Annotated in this window: 10 protein-coding genes; 8 read left to right on the forward strand and 2 right to left on the reverse strand. The window is 64.0% G+C overall.

What is annotated here, in order from left to right; genetic code table 11:
• Positions 1-4: 4 nt before the first annotated feature.
• Positions 5-745 carry an amino acid ABC transporter ATP-binding protein gene (locus AC629_RS33935; RefSeq protein ID WP_084809146.1) on the forward strand — a complete coding sequence of 247 codons (741 nt, stop codon included), beginning with the start codon at positions 5-7 and terminating at the stop codon, positions 743-745.
• Between the two features lie 146 nt (positions 746-891).
• On the opposite strand, the gene AC629_RS33940 is transcribed toward AC629_RS33935, so the two are convergent.
• Positions 892-1,926 carry a cysteine synthase A gene (locus AC629_RS33940; RefSeq protein ID WP_084809147.1) on the reverse strand — a complete coding sequence of 345 codons (1,035 nt, stop codon included), beginning with the start codon at positions 1,924-1,926 and terminating at the stop codon, positions 892-894.
• Positions 1,927-2,578: 652 nt separating this feature from the next.
• Here AC629_RS33940 and AC629_RS33945 point away from each other — a divergent pair.
• The 5 genes from AC629_RS33945 to AC629_RS33965 are packed head-to-tail and all read left to right on the forward strand — an operon-like array spanning position 2,579 to position 12,551.
• Positions 2,579-4,063 carry an efflux transporter outer membrane subunit gene (locus AC629_RS33945; RefSeq protein WP_143199646.1) on the forward strand — a complete coding sequence of 495 codons (1,485 nt, stop codon included), beginning with the start codon at positions 2,579-2,581 and terminating at the stop codon, positions 4,061-4,063.
• On the forward strand, positions 4,053-5,483 hold the full coding sequence (locus tag AC629_RS33950) for an efflux RND transporter periplasmic adaptor subunit (RefSeq protein ID WP_084809148.1): 1,431 nt from the start codon (positions 4,053-4,055) through the stop codon (positions 5,481-5,483). Before AC629_RS33945 ends, AC629_RS33950 begins: the two co-directional genes overlap by 11 nt.
• 36 nt (positions 5,484-5,519) lie before the next feature.
• On the forward strand, positions 5,520-8,669 hold the full coding sequence (locus AC629_RS33955; RefSeq protein WP_084809149.1) for an efflux RND transporter permease subunit: 3,150 nt from the start codon (positions 5,520-5,522) through the stop codon (positions 8,667-8,669).
• A complete protein-coding gene (locus tag AC629_RS33960; protein ID WP_084809150.1) occupies positions 8,669-11,773 on the forward strand; it encodes an efflux RND transporter permease subunit in 3,105 nt (1,034 codons plus the stop codon). Before AC629_RS33955 ends, AC629_RS33960 begins: the two co-directional genes overlap by 1 nt.
• A 37-nt stretch (positions 11,774-11,810) precedes the next feature.
• Positions 11,811-12,551 (forward strand): tRNA-uridine aminocarboxypropyltransferase, encoded by a 741-nt coding sequence (locus AC629_RS33965; RefSeq protein WP_084809151.1) that lies wholly within the window; start codon positions 11,811-11,813, stop codon positions 12,549-12,551.
• Between the two features lie 62 nt (positions 12,552-12,613).
• Here the strand turns inward: AC629_RS33965 and AC629_RS33970 are convergent, their stop codons facing one another.
• Complete coding sequence (locus tag AC629_RS33970; protein WP_084809152.1) at positions 12,614-14,494, reverse strand: acyltransferase family protein; 1,881 nt, start codon at positions 14,492-14,494, stop codon at positions 12,614-12,616.
• A 374-nt stretch (positions 14,495-14,868) separates the two neighbouring features.
• On the opposite strand from AC629_RS33970, the gene AC629_RS47225 reads away from it, so the two are divergent.
• A complete protein-coding gene (locus tag AC629_RS47225; protein WP_168195644.1) occupies positions 14,869-15,036 on the forward strand; it encodes a hypothetical protein in 168 nt (55 codons plus the stop codon).
• A gap of 9 nt (positions 15,037-15,045) precedes the next feature.
• On the forward strand, positions 15,046-15,189 hold the full coding sequence (locus tag AC629_RS45850; RefSeq protein WP_143199647.1) for an autotransporter domain-containing protein: 144 nt from the start codon (positions 15,046-15,048) through the stop codon (positions 15,187-15,189).
• Positions 15,190-15,605: the final 416 nt, after the last annotated feature.

Raw genomic sequence — 15,605 nt, forward strand, 5'->3', positions numbered from 1 at the left:
CACCATGTCCGCTGACCCCATCGTCAAGATTTCCGGCCTCAACAAATGGTACGGCGAGTTTCACGTGCTGCGCGACATCGACCTCGAGGTCCACAAGGGCGAGCGCATCGTGATCTGCGGCCCCTCGGGCTCCGGCAAGTCGACGCTGATCCGCTGCATCAATGCGCTCGAGGAGTTCCAGGAAGGCGAGATCGTCGTCGACGGCATCGAGCTCGGGCCGAACCTCAAGCACATCGACGCGGTGCGCCGCGAAGTCGGCATGGTGTTCCAGAGCTTCAATCTCTTCCCGCATCTCACGGTGCTGGATAATTGCACGCTCGCGCCGATCTGGGTGCGCAACATCCCCAAGAAGGACGCCGAGGCGACCGCGATGAAATTCCTGGAGCGGGTAAAGATCCCGCATCAGGCCAACAAGTTTCCGGGACAGATGTCCGGAGGCCAACAGCAGCGTGTCGCGATCGCGCGCGCGCTGACGATGAACCCGAAGGTGATGCTGTTCGACGAGCCGACCTCGGCGCTCGATCCGGAGATGGTCAAGGAGGTGCTCGACACCATGGTCGACCTCGCCCGGGAGGGCATGACCATGCTGGTCGTCACCCACGAGATGGGTTTTGCCCGCGAGGTCGCCAACCGCGTGGTGTTCATGGACGCCGGTCAGATCATCGAGGCCAATACGCCCAATGAGTTCTTCGCTACGCCCCAGCACGCGCGCACCAAGCTGTTCCTGAGCCAGATTTTGCGGTGATCGCAGATCTCGTAGGCGGGCAAAAGGCGCATTTGCGCCGTGCCCACCATGGTTCGGCAATCGCGAGCAGCATGGTGGGCACGCTACGCTTTGCCCACCCTACGATACGCGGCCCTAGGCTTCACGCGTCTGAAAGCCATCTCGACCTAGACGAACGGCGGCTTGATATTGCTGCGCTTCTCCAGCCACTCCGGCACTGGAAGGTTCTTGGCGCGCATGAAGTCCGCATTGAACAGCTTTGACTGATAGCGGCTGCCGGAATCGCAGAGCACCGTGACGATCGTCTTGTCGGGCCCGAGCTGCCTGGCGAGGCGCATGGCGCCGACGATGTTGATGCCGGTCGAGCCGCCGAGGCACAGGCCTTCGTGCTGCAGCAACTCGTAGATCACTGTGACGGCTTCGGCATCGGGAATGAGATAGGCATCATCGACCTTCGCGGTCTCGACGATCGCGGTCGCGCGGTTGAGGCCGATGCCTTCGGTGATCGAGCCGCCGGGCGTCGCCTTGGCATCGCCCGTCCTGAAATATTCGTACATGCCGGCGCCGTGCGGGTCGGCGCAGGCGATCTTCACGTTCTTGTTCTTCTCTTTCAGATAGCGGCTGACGCCGGCGAGCGTGCCGCCGCTGCCGACCGAGCAGACGAAACCGTCGACCTTGCCGCCGGTCTGCTCCCAGATCTCCGGCCCTGTGGACTCGTAATGCGCCTTGGCGTTGTCGAGGTTATTCCACTGGTCGGCGAACAGCACGCCATTGGGCTCGGTCTTGCGCAGCTCATCCGCGAGGCGGCGCCCGACATGCTGGTAGTTGTTGGGATTGGCATAGGGCAGGGCGGGGACTTCGATCAGCTCGGCGCCGCACAACTTCAGAAAGTCTTTCTTCTCCTGGCTCTGCGTCTCCGGGATCACGATTAGCGTACGATAACCACGGGCGCTGGCGACGACGGCGAGCCCGATGCCGGTGTTGCCGGCAGTCGATTCCACTACGAGACCGCCAGGCTTGAGCTCGCCGCGCTTCTCCGCTTCCAGGATCATCCATTTGCCAGCCCGGTCCTTGACCGATTGGCCCGGATTCATGAACTCAGCCTTGCCCAGGATGGTGCAGCCGGTCAGTTCCGAGGCGCGCTTGAGCTTGATCAGCGGGGTGTCGCCGATGGCTTCGACAACGTCGTTTCGAATGGTCATGTCAGGGGAAAATCACTAGCAAGGGGTTGAGCAGGCTTGGCCCAAACCTAGTGCTTGGCAGGCCAAAGGGGAAGGCTTTTGCGCTGCGGCGAGACGGGTCGAAGTACCCGCCGAAGCAACGATATTCCGGAAGGAGAGACTGCTCGGGCCGAGCGCGCCGGCGGGCCAGGTATGTCCTCGACAAGATGGATGGTACGCGGAAGACGGAAGTCATATCTGCGCTATGGTTGGGTATTCGTTCTCGGCAGTTGACGGCTTCGTGAGAATGGTTCGGCCGGGCTTTGAGAGTGAGATGAACCCGCATCACCGCTGTTGCGGGTCTGCACGGCCTGGTCGTGCAGACCCGGCGCCGGTGTGGCCGCAATATCACATGAAATCTTGGTAAGATTGAATGCGCTCCATGACTGAGCGGGTATACGAAAAATCGCTGCAAGACAGGGCCATCTTGCATTTGCGTGATACCGACATCGGTGCGTTTGGGTGTGCATCTCGCAGGTGCGGGACTGTCCCGCGGTTCCGCACCCGGCTAGAATGGACGTCATGTTCCGCAGAAAGCAGTACCTTTGAACGAGCTGCAGAAAGCCCCCCGACTGTCCGACCGCGAATCGGTTAATCCGGCTACGCGGTGGCGGCTCGATCTGCCCGGCGGGGGGTGGATGTGACACAGGCTGTTCCTGCGATCGCCCTGCGGCGGTCTACTGGTTCTGCGTCCCGGACGCGGCGTGCGGCGCGCTGGGTTGCGGTGCTGTGCGTTGCCGCCAGTTCGGGGGCTTGCGTGCTGACGCAGGATCTTCCGGATCCCGCGCTCGACGTTCCCGCCCAGTACAAATATGCGGGCAAGGGGGATGCGCCGCCATCATTGGATTGGTGGCGCGGCTTCCGGTCCACGGAACTGACGCAGCTGATGGAAGAGGCGCAGACCGTCAATCTCGACATCGCCGCCGCCGTCGCGCGCATCGTCCAGGCCGACGCACTGGCGCGGCAGGCGGGTGCGGCGTTGCTGCCGAGCCTGTCAGGCAGCGGCTCCGAGACCTATTCGCGCACCTCTGGCTCGTCGGCCTCCGGACTCACCAACGGCGGCCGCGAGGTCGTCAACTATTCGGCTTCCCTGAGCGCGAGCTACCAGCTCGATTTCTGGGGCCAGAACCGCGACGCGCTGCAGACGGCGGAGGAGACGGCGATCGCCAACCGGTTCGATCGTGACGTCGTCGCGCTGACGACGCTGGCAGGGGTTGCCAACGCCTATTTCCAGGTGTTGTCCTCGCAGGACAGGCTGCGGACCGCGCAGAACAACATCGCGAGCGCACAGCGCATCCTCGATGCCATCAAGGAGCGCCGCAAGGCCGGTACCAGCACCGATCTGGACGTCGCGCAGCAGGAGAGCGTGCTGGGCAACCAGAAGGCGACGGTGCCGCCGTTGCGCCAGACGCTCGACCAGAACATGAACGCGCTCGCCGTGCTGGTGTCGCGGCCGCCGGAGAGCGTGCGCGTGCTCGGCGGCTCGCTGAACAAGATCGCGATCCCGCGCGTCACGCCGGGCCTGCCGTCAGAAATCTTGACGCAGCGGCCGGACATCCGTCGGCAGGAGGCGCAGCTTGCCTCCGCCACCGCCAATATCGGCAACGCCCGTGCGCAGTTCTTCCCGACCATCCAATTGACCGGCAATGGCGGCTATCAGAGCTCCGCGCTTGTGTCGCTGTTCCAGCCGCATGCGGCGTTCTTCCAGCTCGTCGGCAGCGCGACGCAACCAATCTTCGACGGCGGCAAGATCCTCGGCAATTTCGAATTCGCCAAGGCGCGGCAGGATGAATTGCTCCAGACCTACCGCAAGACCATCGTCCAGTCCTTTGCCGACGTAGACAATGCGCTCTACTCGATCAAGCAGACCACGATCAAGCTGCAATTGCAGCGCGATGTCGTTACCTCCTCGAAGCGCGCGTTCGATCTTGCCGAGCAGCAATTGCACGCCGGCACCGCCGACATCGTGACCGTGCTGAACGTCCAGCAGACACTATTTCAGGCGGAAGATGCGTTGTGGCAGGCCCAACTCGCACGGCTTCTTGCCATCGTCAGCCTGTATCAAGCGCTCGGCGGCGGCTGGGAGCCGCGAATGGAGAAACCGGTCAATGCTCTTTAAGCCGGATATGAAGGAAAGCGCGAAACAGGGGACGGCGAAGAAGTCGCGCGGTCGCGGCTTCGTGATGACCCTGATCACGCTCGCGATCCTTGGCGGCCTCGGGTATGTCGGCTGGACCGCGATTCATCAGCAACAGCAGGCGAACAACCGCAATCAGCGGCCCGATCTGCCCGTGCCGGTATTGGCTGCGACTCCGCGTATCCAGGACGTGCCGGTCTTTCTCGACGGCGTCGGTGCGATCCGCGCGCTCAACACCGTGACCGTGCGCTCGCAGGTCGATGGCAAGCTGATCGCGGTGAATTTCACCGAAGGGCAGGACGTCAAGAAGGGCGACGTGCTCGGCGAGATCGATCCGGCGATCTACCAGGCGCAGTACGACCAGGCCGTCGCCAAGAAGGCACAGGACCAGGCCCAGCTCGCCAACCAGCGCATCGACCTCGCTCGCTACGAGCAGCTCGCCGCCTCCAATGCGGGGTCCAAGCAGCAGGCCGACACCCAGCGTGCGCTGGTCGCACAGACCGAGGCACTGGTCAGGGCCGACCAGGCCGCGATCGACAACGCGGCGGCGACGCTGAGCTATACCAGGATCGTGGCGCCACTCTCGGGCCGCGCCGGCCTTCGCCAGGTCGATCAGGGCAATATCATCCACGCCGCCGACATCACGGGGCTTGTCGTCATCACGCAATTGCAGCCGATCGCGGTGTGGTTCAGCCTGCCGCAGCAGCAGATCACACGCGTCAATGCGGCGGCGGCGAAGGGGGCGCTCGCGGTCGACGTGTTCGGCAATGACGGGATCACGGTGATCGACACCGGCAAGCTCACGGGCATCGACAACCAGGTCGACCAGACCACCGGCACGCTCAGGCTCAAGGCGGAGTTCCCCAACGCCAATTATCAGCTCTGGCCGGGCCAGTTCGTCAATGTCCGCCTCAAGGTCGAGACCTTGACGCAGGCGCTGGTGGTGCCGACCTCGGCGGTGCAGCGCGGCCCGATCGGGACCTTCAGCTATGTCATCGGCGAGGACAACGTCGTCTCAGCCAAGCCCGTGACGGTGACCCAGCAGAATGAGCATGATGCTGTCATCGCCAGCGGCCTGTCGCCGAACGACCGGGTCGTGACCACGGGCTTTGCCAACCTGTCCGACGGCTCCAAGGTGATCGTCGGGCGCGATGACCAGACTCCGTCGGCCGATCTCGCGCCGCGCAAGCGCTCGCTCGGACCGGACGTTCAGAAGAAGGACGGCGCCAAGGAAAGCCAGAAGGAAAGCCAGAAGGAAAGCCAGAAGGACGGGCAAGCCAAGGACGGGGAATTCCGCGCCAAGCGGAAGAGCAGCGAAGGCGACCAGAAGGGTCAGACCGGGCCGGCGCCAGGACCGGGGGCAAGTCCGGGGGCATCGGGCAGCGGAGCAAAGCAGCCATGATTCCAACAGCAACCGCCTGAGCGGCAGGCGCATCCCATGGGCGTCTCCGAACCCTTCATCCGCCGGCCGATCGCGACCTCGCTACTCGGTATCGCGCTGCTGATCGGCGGCGCGCTCGGCTATTTCTCGCTGCCGGTCTCGGCGCTGCCGCAGGTCGATTTCCCGACCGTGCAGGTGACGACGCAGTTACCCGGCGCGAGCCCGGACGTGATCGCCTCGCTGATCACAGCGCCGCTGGAGCGTCAGCTCGGCCAGATCCCGTCGCTGTCGGCGATGAATTCGACCAGCTCGTTCGGCGTCAGCCAGATCTCGCTCCAGTTCGATCTCAACCGCGACATCGACGGCGCAACCCAGGACGTGCAGGCCGCGATCAACGCGGCAGCCGGCGTGCTGCCCAAGACCCTGCCTTATCCGCCGACCTACGCCAAGGTGAACCCGGCGGACGCGCCGGTGATGACCTTGGCGCTGCGCTCCGACACGATCTCGCTGCGGGCGATGAGCGACATCGCCGACACGCTTCTGGCGCAGCGGCTGAGCCAGATTTCCGGCGTCGGACGCGTCTCCGTGCTCGGCGGGTTGAAGCCGGCGGTTCGTATCCAGGCCGACCTTTCGCGGCTGGCGGCCTACGGCATCGCCATGGAGGACCTGCGTGCCGCGATCGCCAACGCCAACGTCTCCGGGCCGAAGGGATCGCTGGACGGCGCGCAGCAATCCTACATCATCGCGGCCAACGACCAGATTGCGGTCGCCGAGGCGTACAAGCCGATCATCATTGCCTATCGCAACGGCTCGCCGGTCACGATTGCCGACGTTGCGCAGATCGTCGATGGCCTGGAGAATGACCGTACCGGCGGCTGGTACCAGGGCACGCCGGCCGTCATCATCGACATCCAGCGCCAGCCCGGCGCCAATGTGATCGACGTCGTCAAACAGATCCGGGCGGAAATCCCTAAAGTCCAGCGCGCCATTCCCGCCGGCGTGAACCTGACCATCGTCTCCGACCGTACCGTGACAATCCGCGCCTCCGTCCGCGACGTGCAGTTCACGCTGATCCTCAGCGTCGTGCTGGTGACGCTGGTGGTGCTGTTGTTCCTGCGCTCGCTGCGGGCCACGCTGATAGCCGGCGTGGCGCTGCCGTTGTCGCTGATCACGAGCTTCGGCATCATGTATTTTGCCGGCTTCAGCCTCGACAATCTGTCGCTGATGGCGCTCACGATTGGCACCGGCTTCGTCGTCGACGACGCCATCGTCATGATCGAGAACATCGTCCGCCACATGGAGAACGGCGACGGCGCGATGGAGGCCTCGCTGAGGGGCGCCAGCGAAATCGGCTTCACCGTGATCTCGCTGACGGTGTCGCTGATCGCGGTCTTCATCCCGCTGCTGTTCATGTCGGGCCTCGTGGGGCGGATGTTCCGTGAATTCGCGCTGACGCTGACCATCGCGGTCGTGACTTCGGCGGTGGTCTCGCTGACGCTGACGCCGATGATGTGCTCGCGGCTGCTCAAGCACGCCCACGAGGAGCTTGCCGTGCCGGGGCTGGCTGCGATCAGCCGCTTGATCGACCGCTCCGTCGAGTTCTATCACCGGACGCTGCTCTGGGTGCTGGAGCGCCAGCGCGCCACGCTGCTCGTCACCTTCGCCACGCTGATTGCGACCCTGGTTCTCTACGTCGTCGCGCCAAAAGGCTTCCTGCCGCTCCAGGACACGGCCTCGATCACAGCGGTGACGGAAGCCGGACCGGACGTGTCGTTCGCGGAGATGCAGAAGCGGCAGGCTGAGGCTGCCGACGCCATCAAGGCCGATCCCGACGTGGTCGGCGTGGTCTCGGTGATCGGCGCAGGCTCGGTCAACCCGACCACCAATGTCGGCCGTCTCGTGATGACGCTGAAGCCGCGCGGCGAGCGGCGCGACGATGTCGCCGCGGTCGTGACCCGCCTGAAGGAGAGGGTGGCCGGCATCCCCGGCATGACCGTCTATTTCCAGCCGGTTCAGGACGTGCAGATATCGACCCAGTCGAGCCGTTCGCAATACCAGTACACGCTGACCGGCACTGATGCGACGCTGGTGTCGGAATGGGCGCGCAAGCTGGTTGCGGAGATGCGCCGGGATCCCCTGTTCCGGGACGTCTCGTCCGAGGCGCAGGAAGGCGGCTTGCGGGCACAGCTCGACGTCGACCGCACCCGCGCTGGCCAGCTTGGCGTCAGCCTCCAGGCCATCACCGATACGCTCAACGACGCCTTCGCGCAGCGCCAGATCTCGACCATCTACGGCCAGGCCAACCAGTACCGCGTCGTGCTGGAGGCACTGCCGATGTACCAGCGCGATCCTTCGATCCTGTCGAAGCTCTATCTGCCGGGCGGGGCGGGCGCGATCGCCGGCGGGCCAAACGCGCAGGTGCCGCTGTCCGCCGTGGCGACGCTGACCCGCACCACCGCGCCGCTCGCGATCTCGCACCAGGCGCAATTCCCGGCGATCTCGCTCAGCTTCAATCTCGCGCCGGGCGCGGCGCTGGGCGATGCGGTCGCGGCGGTCAAGACGATCGAGACGCGCATCGGAATGCCCAACAGCATTGTCGGCGTTTATGCAGGCGACGCCGCCGAATTCGCCAAGGCGCTGGCCGGCCAGCCCTGGCTGCTGCTTGCGGCCGTGATCACGATCTACATCGTGCTGGGCGTGCTCTATGAGAGCTACATCCACCCGATCACCATCCTCTCGACGCTGCCGTCGGCCGGTGTCGGCGCGATCCTGGCGCTGGTCCTGTTCGGGCAGGACCTCTCGGTGATCGGCCTGATCGGCATCATCCTCCTGATGGGCATCGTCAAGAAGAACGCGATCATGATGATCGACTTCGCGCTCGAAGCCGAGCGCGGGCAGGAGATGTCGGCCAACGATGCAATCGTGCAGGCCTGCCTGCTGCGCTTCCGCCCGATCATGATGACGACGCTGGCGGCGCTGTTCGGCGCGCTACCGCTCGCGATCGAAAGCGGCACCGGCGCCGAGCTGCGCTTTCCGCTCGGCATCTCCATCATCGGCGGCCTGCTGCTCAGCCAGCTCTTGACGCTCTACACGACGCCCGTGATCTATCTGGCGCTCGACCGCATCAACCGCCGCCTCGAGCAGGCCTTGCCGCCGGCTGAATCCGGCGGCCCGCCTGTCGCGGGCGCGACCGAGGGGATGCAGTGATGGCATCGATCTCGGAGCCCTTCATCCGCCGTCCGGTCGCGACCACACTGCTGTCGATCGGGTTGTTCCTGCTGGGTGTCGTGGCCTACGAGTTCCTCCCCGTCGCCTCGGTCCCGAACGTCGACTTTCCCGCCATCTTCGTCACCGCGAACCGGCCGGGCGCCGATCCCTCCGTGATGGCCGCGACGGTCGCTTCGCCGCTCGAACGGCGCCTGGGTGAGATCGCCGGCATCAACCAGATCACCTCGACGAGCGCGCTCGGCGTCTCCAACATCCAGCTCCAGTTCGATATCGGCCGCAACATCGACAAGGCGGCCCGCGACGTCCAGGCGGCGATCAATGCCGCGCTGGTCGACCTGCCGAGTGATCTGCCGACGCTGCCGAGATTCCGGAAAGCGAACACCGCCGGCGCCCCCGTCTTCGTCCTGGCGCTGACCTCGAAGACCCTATCCGCCAGCGCGATCTACGACGTCGCCGATACGGTCCTTGCACAGCGCATTTCGCAGGTGCCTGGTGTTGGTGACGTGACGGTAAGCGGCGCCGACCAGCCGGCTGTGCGGGTGCAACTCAACCCCGTCGCGCTGTCCAACGCCGGCATTGCCACCGACGACGTGCGGACCGCGATCATCAACGCCAACCCGCTCGGTCCGGTCGGCATCTTCAACGGTGAGCGCCAGAGCGAGACGCTGTCGCTGAACCGGCAGATGCGCACCGCGAAAGAGTTCCGCGACATCGTCATCAAGAGCTCCGGCGGCAATTTCGTGCGGCTCTCCGACGTCGCCGACATCGAGGACTCTGTCCGCAACGCCCGCTCGATCGCCTGGTTCAACAAGCAGCCGGCCGTGCTGATCCAGATCACCAAGCAGGGCGATGCCAACGTCATCGACACCGTCGACAGGGTGAAAGCGCTGATCCCGAACCTGAGGCAGTGGATCCCGGCCGGCGTCGACGTCTCCACCCTGGTCGACCGCACCAGCACGATCCGCGCCAGCGTGCTGGACATGCAGTGGACGCTGCTGGCGACCGCTTTCCTTGTGATGGTCGTGGTGTTCGTGTTCCTGCGGCGGCTGACGCCGACGATCGCGGCCGGCATCTCGGTGCCGCTGGCGCTGGCCGGGACCTGCGCGGGCATGTGGGTGGCCGGTTTCTCGATCGACAACCTGTCGCTGATGGCGCTCGCGATCTCGGTCGGCTTCGTCGTCGACGACGCCATCGTCATGATCGAGAACATGTACCGCAATCTCGAGCATGGCCTGCGGCCGTTTCAGGCGGCCCTCGACGGCGCCCGGCAGATCGGCTTCACCGTGGTCTCGATCAGCCTGTCGCTGATCGCAGCCTTCACGCCACTGATCTTCATGGACGGCATCGTCGGGCGCCTGCTGCGCGAATTCTCGCTGACGCTGACCTTCGCGATCGTGGTCTCGACCCTGGTGTCGCTGACGGTCACGCCGATGATATGCGCCCATTACATCCGGGAGACCACCTCGGGGACTGCGACACTGTTCGACCGCGTCATCGAAGGCTCGCTGTCGCGCATCGTCGCCTTCTACACCCGCACCCTGCGCACCGTGCTGGAATTTCCGCTGCTGACGCTGCTGGTGTTCTTCGCAACCATCGGCCTCACCGTGACGCTCTACATCAAGATCCCCAAGGGCTATTTCCCGACCGACGATACCGGCTTCGTCATCGGCGCGACGCGCGCCTCGGCCGACATCTCGTTCCAGTCGATGCTCAGCCTGCAGCGGCGGCTTGCCGACATCGTGATGCAGGATCCGGCCGTTGCCGGCATCGGCTCGACGGTCGGCAGCGGAGGCGGGCCGGGGGCTGCGACCTCGAACCGCGGCACCATGTTCATCAGCCTGAAGCCGCCGGAAGAACGCGACCACGTCTCGACGCAAGTCGTGATCGACCGTCTCAGGCGTGCTCTATTCCCGGTGCCCGGCATCCGCCTCTTCATGTTCGCCGCCCAGGACGTGCGCGCGGGCGGACGGCAGAGCGACTCCGATTACCAGTACACGCTCTCCAGCACCGACCTTGACCTGCTCCAGAAGTGGGCCCCGATCGTGGCCAAGCGCATGGAGACGGTCGAAGGCATCACCGACATTTCCAGCGACCGCGACCCCGGCGGACTTCAGCTTACCCTCTCGATCGACCGCCAAAAGGCCTCGGCGCTCGGCGTCCGGGTGCAGGACATCGACAACGCCTTGAACAACGCGTTCTCGCAGCGGCAGATCTCGATCATCTACACCCAGCGCAACCAGTACATGACCGTGCTGGAAATCGACCCGAAATTCCAGGTCGATCCGTCCAATCTCGAACGGATCTATGTCGCCGGCGCGGGCGACACGCAGGTGCCGCTGTCGGCCGTTGTGCACGCGACGCGCGGGCTCGCCGCGCTCGCGGTCTATCATTCGCAATCGTTTCCTTCGACGACGGTCTCGTTCAACCTCTTGCCGAACGTGCCGCTCCAGGTCGCCACCCAGAACATCCAGCGCGCGGTCGAGGAGTTGCATATGCCGGAAGGCATTCGCGGCAGTTTCGACGGCAATGCCGGGGATTTCGCCAGGACCAGCGGCCGCCAGCCGCTCCTGATCCTCGGCGCACTGGTCGCGATGTATATCGTGCTGGGCGTGCTCTATGAGAGTCTCGCCCATCCGCTCACGATCATCTCAACGCTGCCCTCGGCCGGCCTCGGCGCGTTGCTCGCGCTGCAGATCACCAACACGCCGCTGACGGTGATCGCCTTCGTCGGCATCATCCTGTTGATCGGCATCGTCAAGAAGAACGGCATCATGATGGTGGACTTCGCGCTCGATGCCGAGCGCCAGCGCGGCCTGTCCTCGGCAGAGGCGATCTTCGAGGCCTGTCAGGTGCGCTTCCGTCCCATCCTGATGACGACCATGGCAGCGCTGTTCGCGGGCATTCCCTTGGTCATCGCAACCGGGCCGGGCACTGAGCTGCGGCGCCCGCTCGGCATCACCATCATCGGTGGCCTGCTCGTCTCGCAGATCCTGACGCTCTACACGACGCCGGTGATCTACCTGCTGATCGACCGGCTGCGGCGGCGCTCCGAGCCGCGCCCGCTCGCCGCGCCGGCGGAATAGGTTGTTGAAGCGCCGCTTCGAGCGTATAGCGGCGCCCATGTCGAACCCGCCAGACACGACCGCCGCGCCGGCCGAGCCGATCCCCGAATGCCCGCACTGCCAGAAGCCGATGCCGCTGTGCATCTGCGACAGTGTCACGTCCATTGAAAATCGCCTCGGGCTTCTGATCCTCCAGCATCCGCAGGAGCAGGACAGGGCGCTCGGCACCGCGCGGCTGCTGGCGAGGCATTTCTCCGATGCCACCGTGCGCGTCGGCCTGTCCTGGCCGAGCCTGTCCAAGGCGCTGGGCCGGCCGGTCGAGAACGCCGCGCGCTGGGCCGTGCTGTATCTCGGCTCGGCGCGCGCCGCCGATCTCGAGGCCGAGGGCGAGATCGTCGCGCTGACCCGCAAGGGCGAGGTCGCGGAGAACCAACGTGCCATCCTGAACAAGATCGAGGGCGTGGTGCTGCTCGATGGCACCTGGAGCCAGGCCAAGGCACTGTGGTGGCGCAATCCCTGGATGCTGAAATGCCAGCGCGTGATCCTCAACCCGGCGCACCCCTCGCGTTATGGGCGCCTCCGCCGCGAGCCGCGCCGCGACGGTCTCTCAACCATTGAGGCGGCCGCATCGATCCTGGCCGGCCTCGAGCGGCGCCCCGACATCGCCGAGACGCTGCATGCCAGTTTTGAACGGATGCTGGCGCGCTATCGCGAGGTTCAAGCCGAGATGCCGGAACTGGCTCCGAAGCCGGCGGCGAAGGACCGCCGGCGTGGTGTTCGGCGCAGCAAACGAAGCTGACTTCAGCCCAACTCATCCGTACGATTGATTGCCAGCGCGGAGAGGCCGGATGCTGCCACTCGTTATTGCCTCCCGTTCTGATCCGTTACCCTCGGCGTTAAGGCCACGTCATTGTTGATCGAATTGACAAGAAAAATGGAAGCACTTGCGCTGAGATGCACGCCGTCCAGAGCCGAGAGCCCCTTTTCATCGGTTTTGGTCAGGCAGCCATCGGCATTGCAGAGCCGATCCCACGCCGAAGCGTACTCGACGTTCTGTTGTGTGAAGAACTGTTTGGCGGAGCGTTCGTCCCACAGATTCTTGACTTGAGTGTTGGATCGCTCCGGAAGTCGGTCTCGGTGAGAGATGTAGTAACTGAGAAACTGTTCGGGCAAGCCGCGCTTCCATAGGGGGGCAGGGCCGATCACAACGACACGCGTGCGAATGCCTTTCAGAGCTGCCAACGTTGCGGTCCAACCTTCCTTCTCGGCCTCGTCAAGCGGGCCGAAGCCGGCAAGCAATACGACGTCCGGGTGCGCCTGTTCGATCAGCGCCAAAACACGCCGATTGTTGGCTTCGCAGCTTGGAGGCACGCCAGCCAGCAACGGCTGGCAGCTACTGGCTGTCAACTGCGTCAGCCCGAAGGGCGATCGGCTTTGCATGTCCCGCAATCCCGGCATAAGCGCGCCGGCCGTCGAGTCGCCCCACACCGCGACCAGCGGTCGGCGGCTTTCGATGCAGCTTTCCGCGAATTGAGTTTGTGACGCCAGATTCAGGAGGCACTCGTCCACCCGCCACGCGGCGGGTCGCTCGCTGTCAGCTATCAGCAAGTCGGCTGGAAAGCGGTTTGGGAAACCGCCCGCGCCTGTGATGATCGCCCCCACAACAGCGATCGCGGCAAGTCCGGCTGTCAAGGTGATGACGTGTGTGCGTGACGCGCGCTTTGATCGAATCGGGAGCTCGACAAATCGGAACGTTGTGGCCGCGAGCACGTAGGCGATCACGACAGCTGCGCCGCGCTCAAGGGGCGTCAGCGGCATGAATTTCGCGGCGGCCGCCAGCACGAGGACCGGCCAATGCCATAGATACAGTGGATAGCTGATGAGGCCTGTGAAGACTGCCGCGCGGTTGGAGAGAACGAAAGCGGCGAAGCGGCTTTGCGCTCCAGCAGTCACGATCAGCGCAGCGCCAGTGACGGGCACTGCCGCGCGCCAGCTTGGGTATTGGACGGTTTGATCGAACAGAAAAGAGCTGGCCGTGATCAGAGCAAGCCCAGTTCCGAAAAGGAAGCTGGGGATGGGCAGTCTCTTCATTGCCGGCGCGCGACGGTCGAGCCACGCCAAGGCAGCCCCCGCCATCAGTTCCCATGCGCGGGTAGCAGGCAGATAAAAATCAAACTCGCGATGATCGGCGAGCACCACCGAGAGCAGGAAAGAGGCCCCTCCAATTAGCAGGATTGCGACGAACCATTGTCGCGGCTTCGCCAACACCAGCGCCAGGAGCGGCCAGACGATGTAGAATTGCTCCTCGACGCCGAGGGACCAGAGGTGCAGAAGCGGGAATGAACTCGCGTCGGGGCTGAAATAACCGGATTGGAGCCAAAAGAAGAAATTGGCGCAGAAGAGCGAGCTAGCCAGAACCTGTTGGCCGAAATGCGCAAAGGCACTTGGCAGAAGGATAAGCCACGAAGCTGCGACGGTTATAGCCGTTACCAGAAGCAGCGCTGGAACGATACGCCGGACACGTCGGGTGTAGAAGTCAGTGAGCGTAAAGGAGCCGTCGCTGACTTGGTCGAAGATAATTCCCGAGATCAGGAAGCCAGAGATAACAAAGAAGACGTCTACGCCGATGAATCCGCCCGGGACGATCTCGGGGAATGCGTGAAAGAGCACCACCGCCATCACGGCGACGGCCCGGAGCCCGTCAATGTGCGGGCGATAATATGTCGCCGTCGAGTTAATCATTGGATTATTCGAGGCAGTCTCCCGGCTGTGCGACAGCGCTGTTGCGCGTACCACGCAAGTTCACAGTCAGCAACAATTTGAGATGTTTAGAAATGCGGCCACATCTGCGCAGGTCATCAAAACGGCGCTGGGCCTGATCGGCAAATGATCGAATCCCGGCAAGCCGGAACCACGCCGAGCTATTGCCAGTCGTGGGTGTGGGCAACGCCGCTAGGCTTCCCGAGGAGCTATTTCGGTTGCGGGTCGACCTACCGAAAGCTGAATCATATTCGGATTAATGCCGCCTACGCTTGAGAGTTGTTCATGCATCACGCGAGGGGCGGCTGATTTCCGACATGCCAGATTGACACGTCAGGCTCCACGGTGTGACGCAAATGTCACGTCAGCGCAGTAAATGGATGTCGACGCCGGCTTCACCACGAAGATCGACGCGCATTTTCTCCGCTTATGGCGATGCCGGCTATCAGTTCGCCATCAGCAACGACGGCGGCGGCAAGCGCAACGGCGTCAAAGGCACCGCCGGCCTGCGCTATCAATGGTGAGTGTGAACCGTGACGCCGCAAGCGCAGCTGGTCTACCAGAACATCGATATCAACAGCGCTTCCGACTTTGGCGCGCAGGTCCGGTTTGCCGATGTCGATTCACTGCTCGGCCGGATCGGCGAGGGCAGGCCATGTGATGCGGGCAGAGATTGAGCGGTAAGCATCCGAGCAACACCGCCTCTGCCTTGATCGGGCTATTCCGAGTTTGATGCGGCCGGTGGATGACGAGGCAGGTCCGTCCCGGGAACGGTCAGCAATTTGGGGATTCATCTATGGAACCACAGGACAACTGCCTCATCTCAGAGAAGAGTCTGATGGCGATCGTGTCGGCGCATGAATCTATCTCCAGCAGATGATTGACGGTGACCGCCGATCACACCGCGGTGCGCGGCTCGGAGTTTGAGAAGAAGGAAGTCGCCAGCGTGTTTGATGAGGCTTTGCAGAGTCTTTCGTGGCGCGGGATCAGATGAAGCTGCTGGACTGCTAGCACTACTTTGGCAGAACTTGTTTGTGCAGCGACTTTTCAAGGATTTGTCTTCTGCAGTACGGGCACCGCTGAGCCCGCGGCC

Origin of the sequence: Bradyrhizobium sp. NAS80.1 (genome assembly GCF_001908205.1) — a bacterium.
GTDB lineage: Bacteria > Pseudomonadota > Alphaproteobacteria > Rhizobiales > Xanthobacteraceae > Bradyrhizobium.

Bases quoted from the DNA above. Each gene is read 5' to 3' on its own strand.
- AC629_RS33955 (WP_084809149.1), top strand. From the start codon at position 5,520: ATGGGCGTCTCCGAACCCTTCATCCGCCGGCCGATCGCGACCTCGCTA.
- AC629_RS33950 (WP_084809148.1), top strand. From the start codon at position 4,053: ATGCTCTTTAAGCCGGATATGAAGGAAAGCGCGAAACAGGGGACGGCG.
- AC629_RS33970 (WP_084809152.1), bottom strand. From the start codon at position 14,494: ATGATTAACTCGACGGCGACATATTATCGCCCGCACATTGACGGGCTC.
- AC629_RS33935 (WP_084809146.1), top strand. From the start codon at position 5: ATGTCCGCTGACCCCATCGTCAAGATTTCCGGCCTCAACAAATGGTAC.
- AC629_RS47225 (WP_168195644.1), top strand. From the start codon at position 14,869: ATGTCACGTCAGCGCAGTAAATGGATGTCGACGCCGGCTTCACCACGA.
- AC629_RS33940 (WP_084809147.1), bottom strand. From the start codon at position 1,926: ATGACCATTCGAAACGACGTTGTCGAAGCCATCGGCGACACCCCGCTG.
- AC629_RS33965 (WP_084809151.1), top strand. From the start codon at position 11,811: ATGTCGAACCCGCCAGACACGACCGCCGCGCCGGCCGAGCCGATCCCC.
- AC629_RS33960 (WP_084809150.1), top strand. From the start codon at position 8,669: ATGGCATCGATCTCGGAGCCCTTCATCCGCCGTCCGGTCGCGACCACA.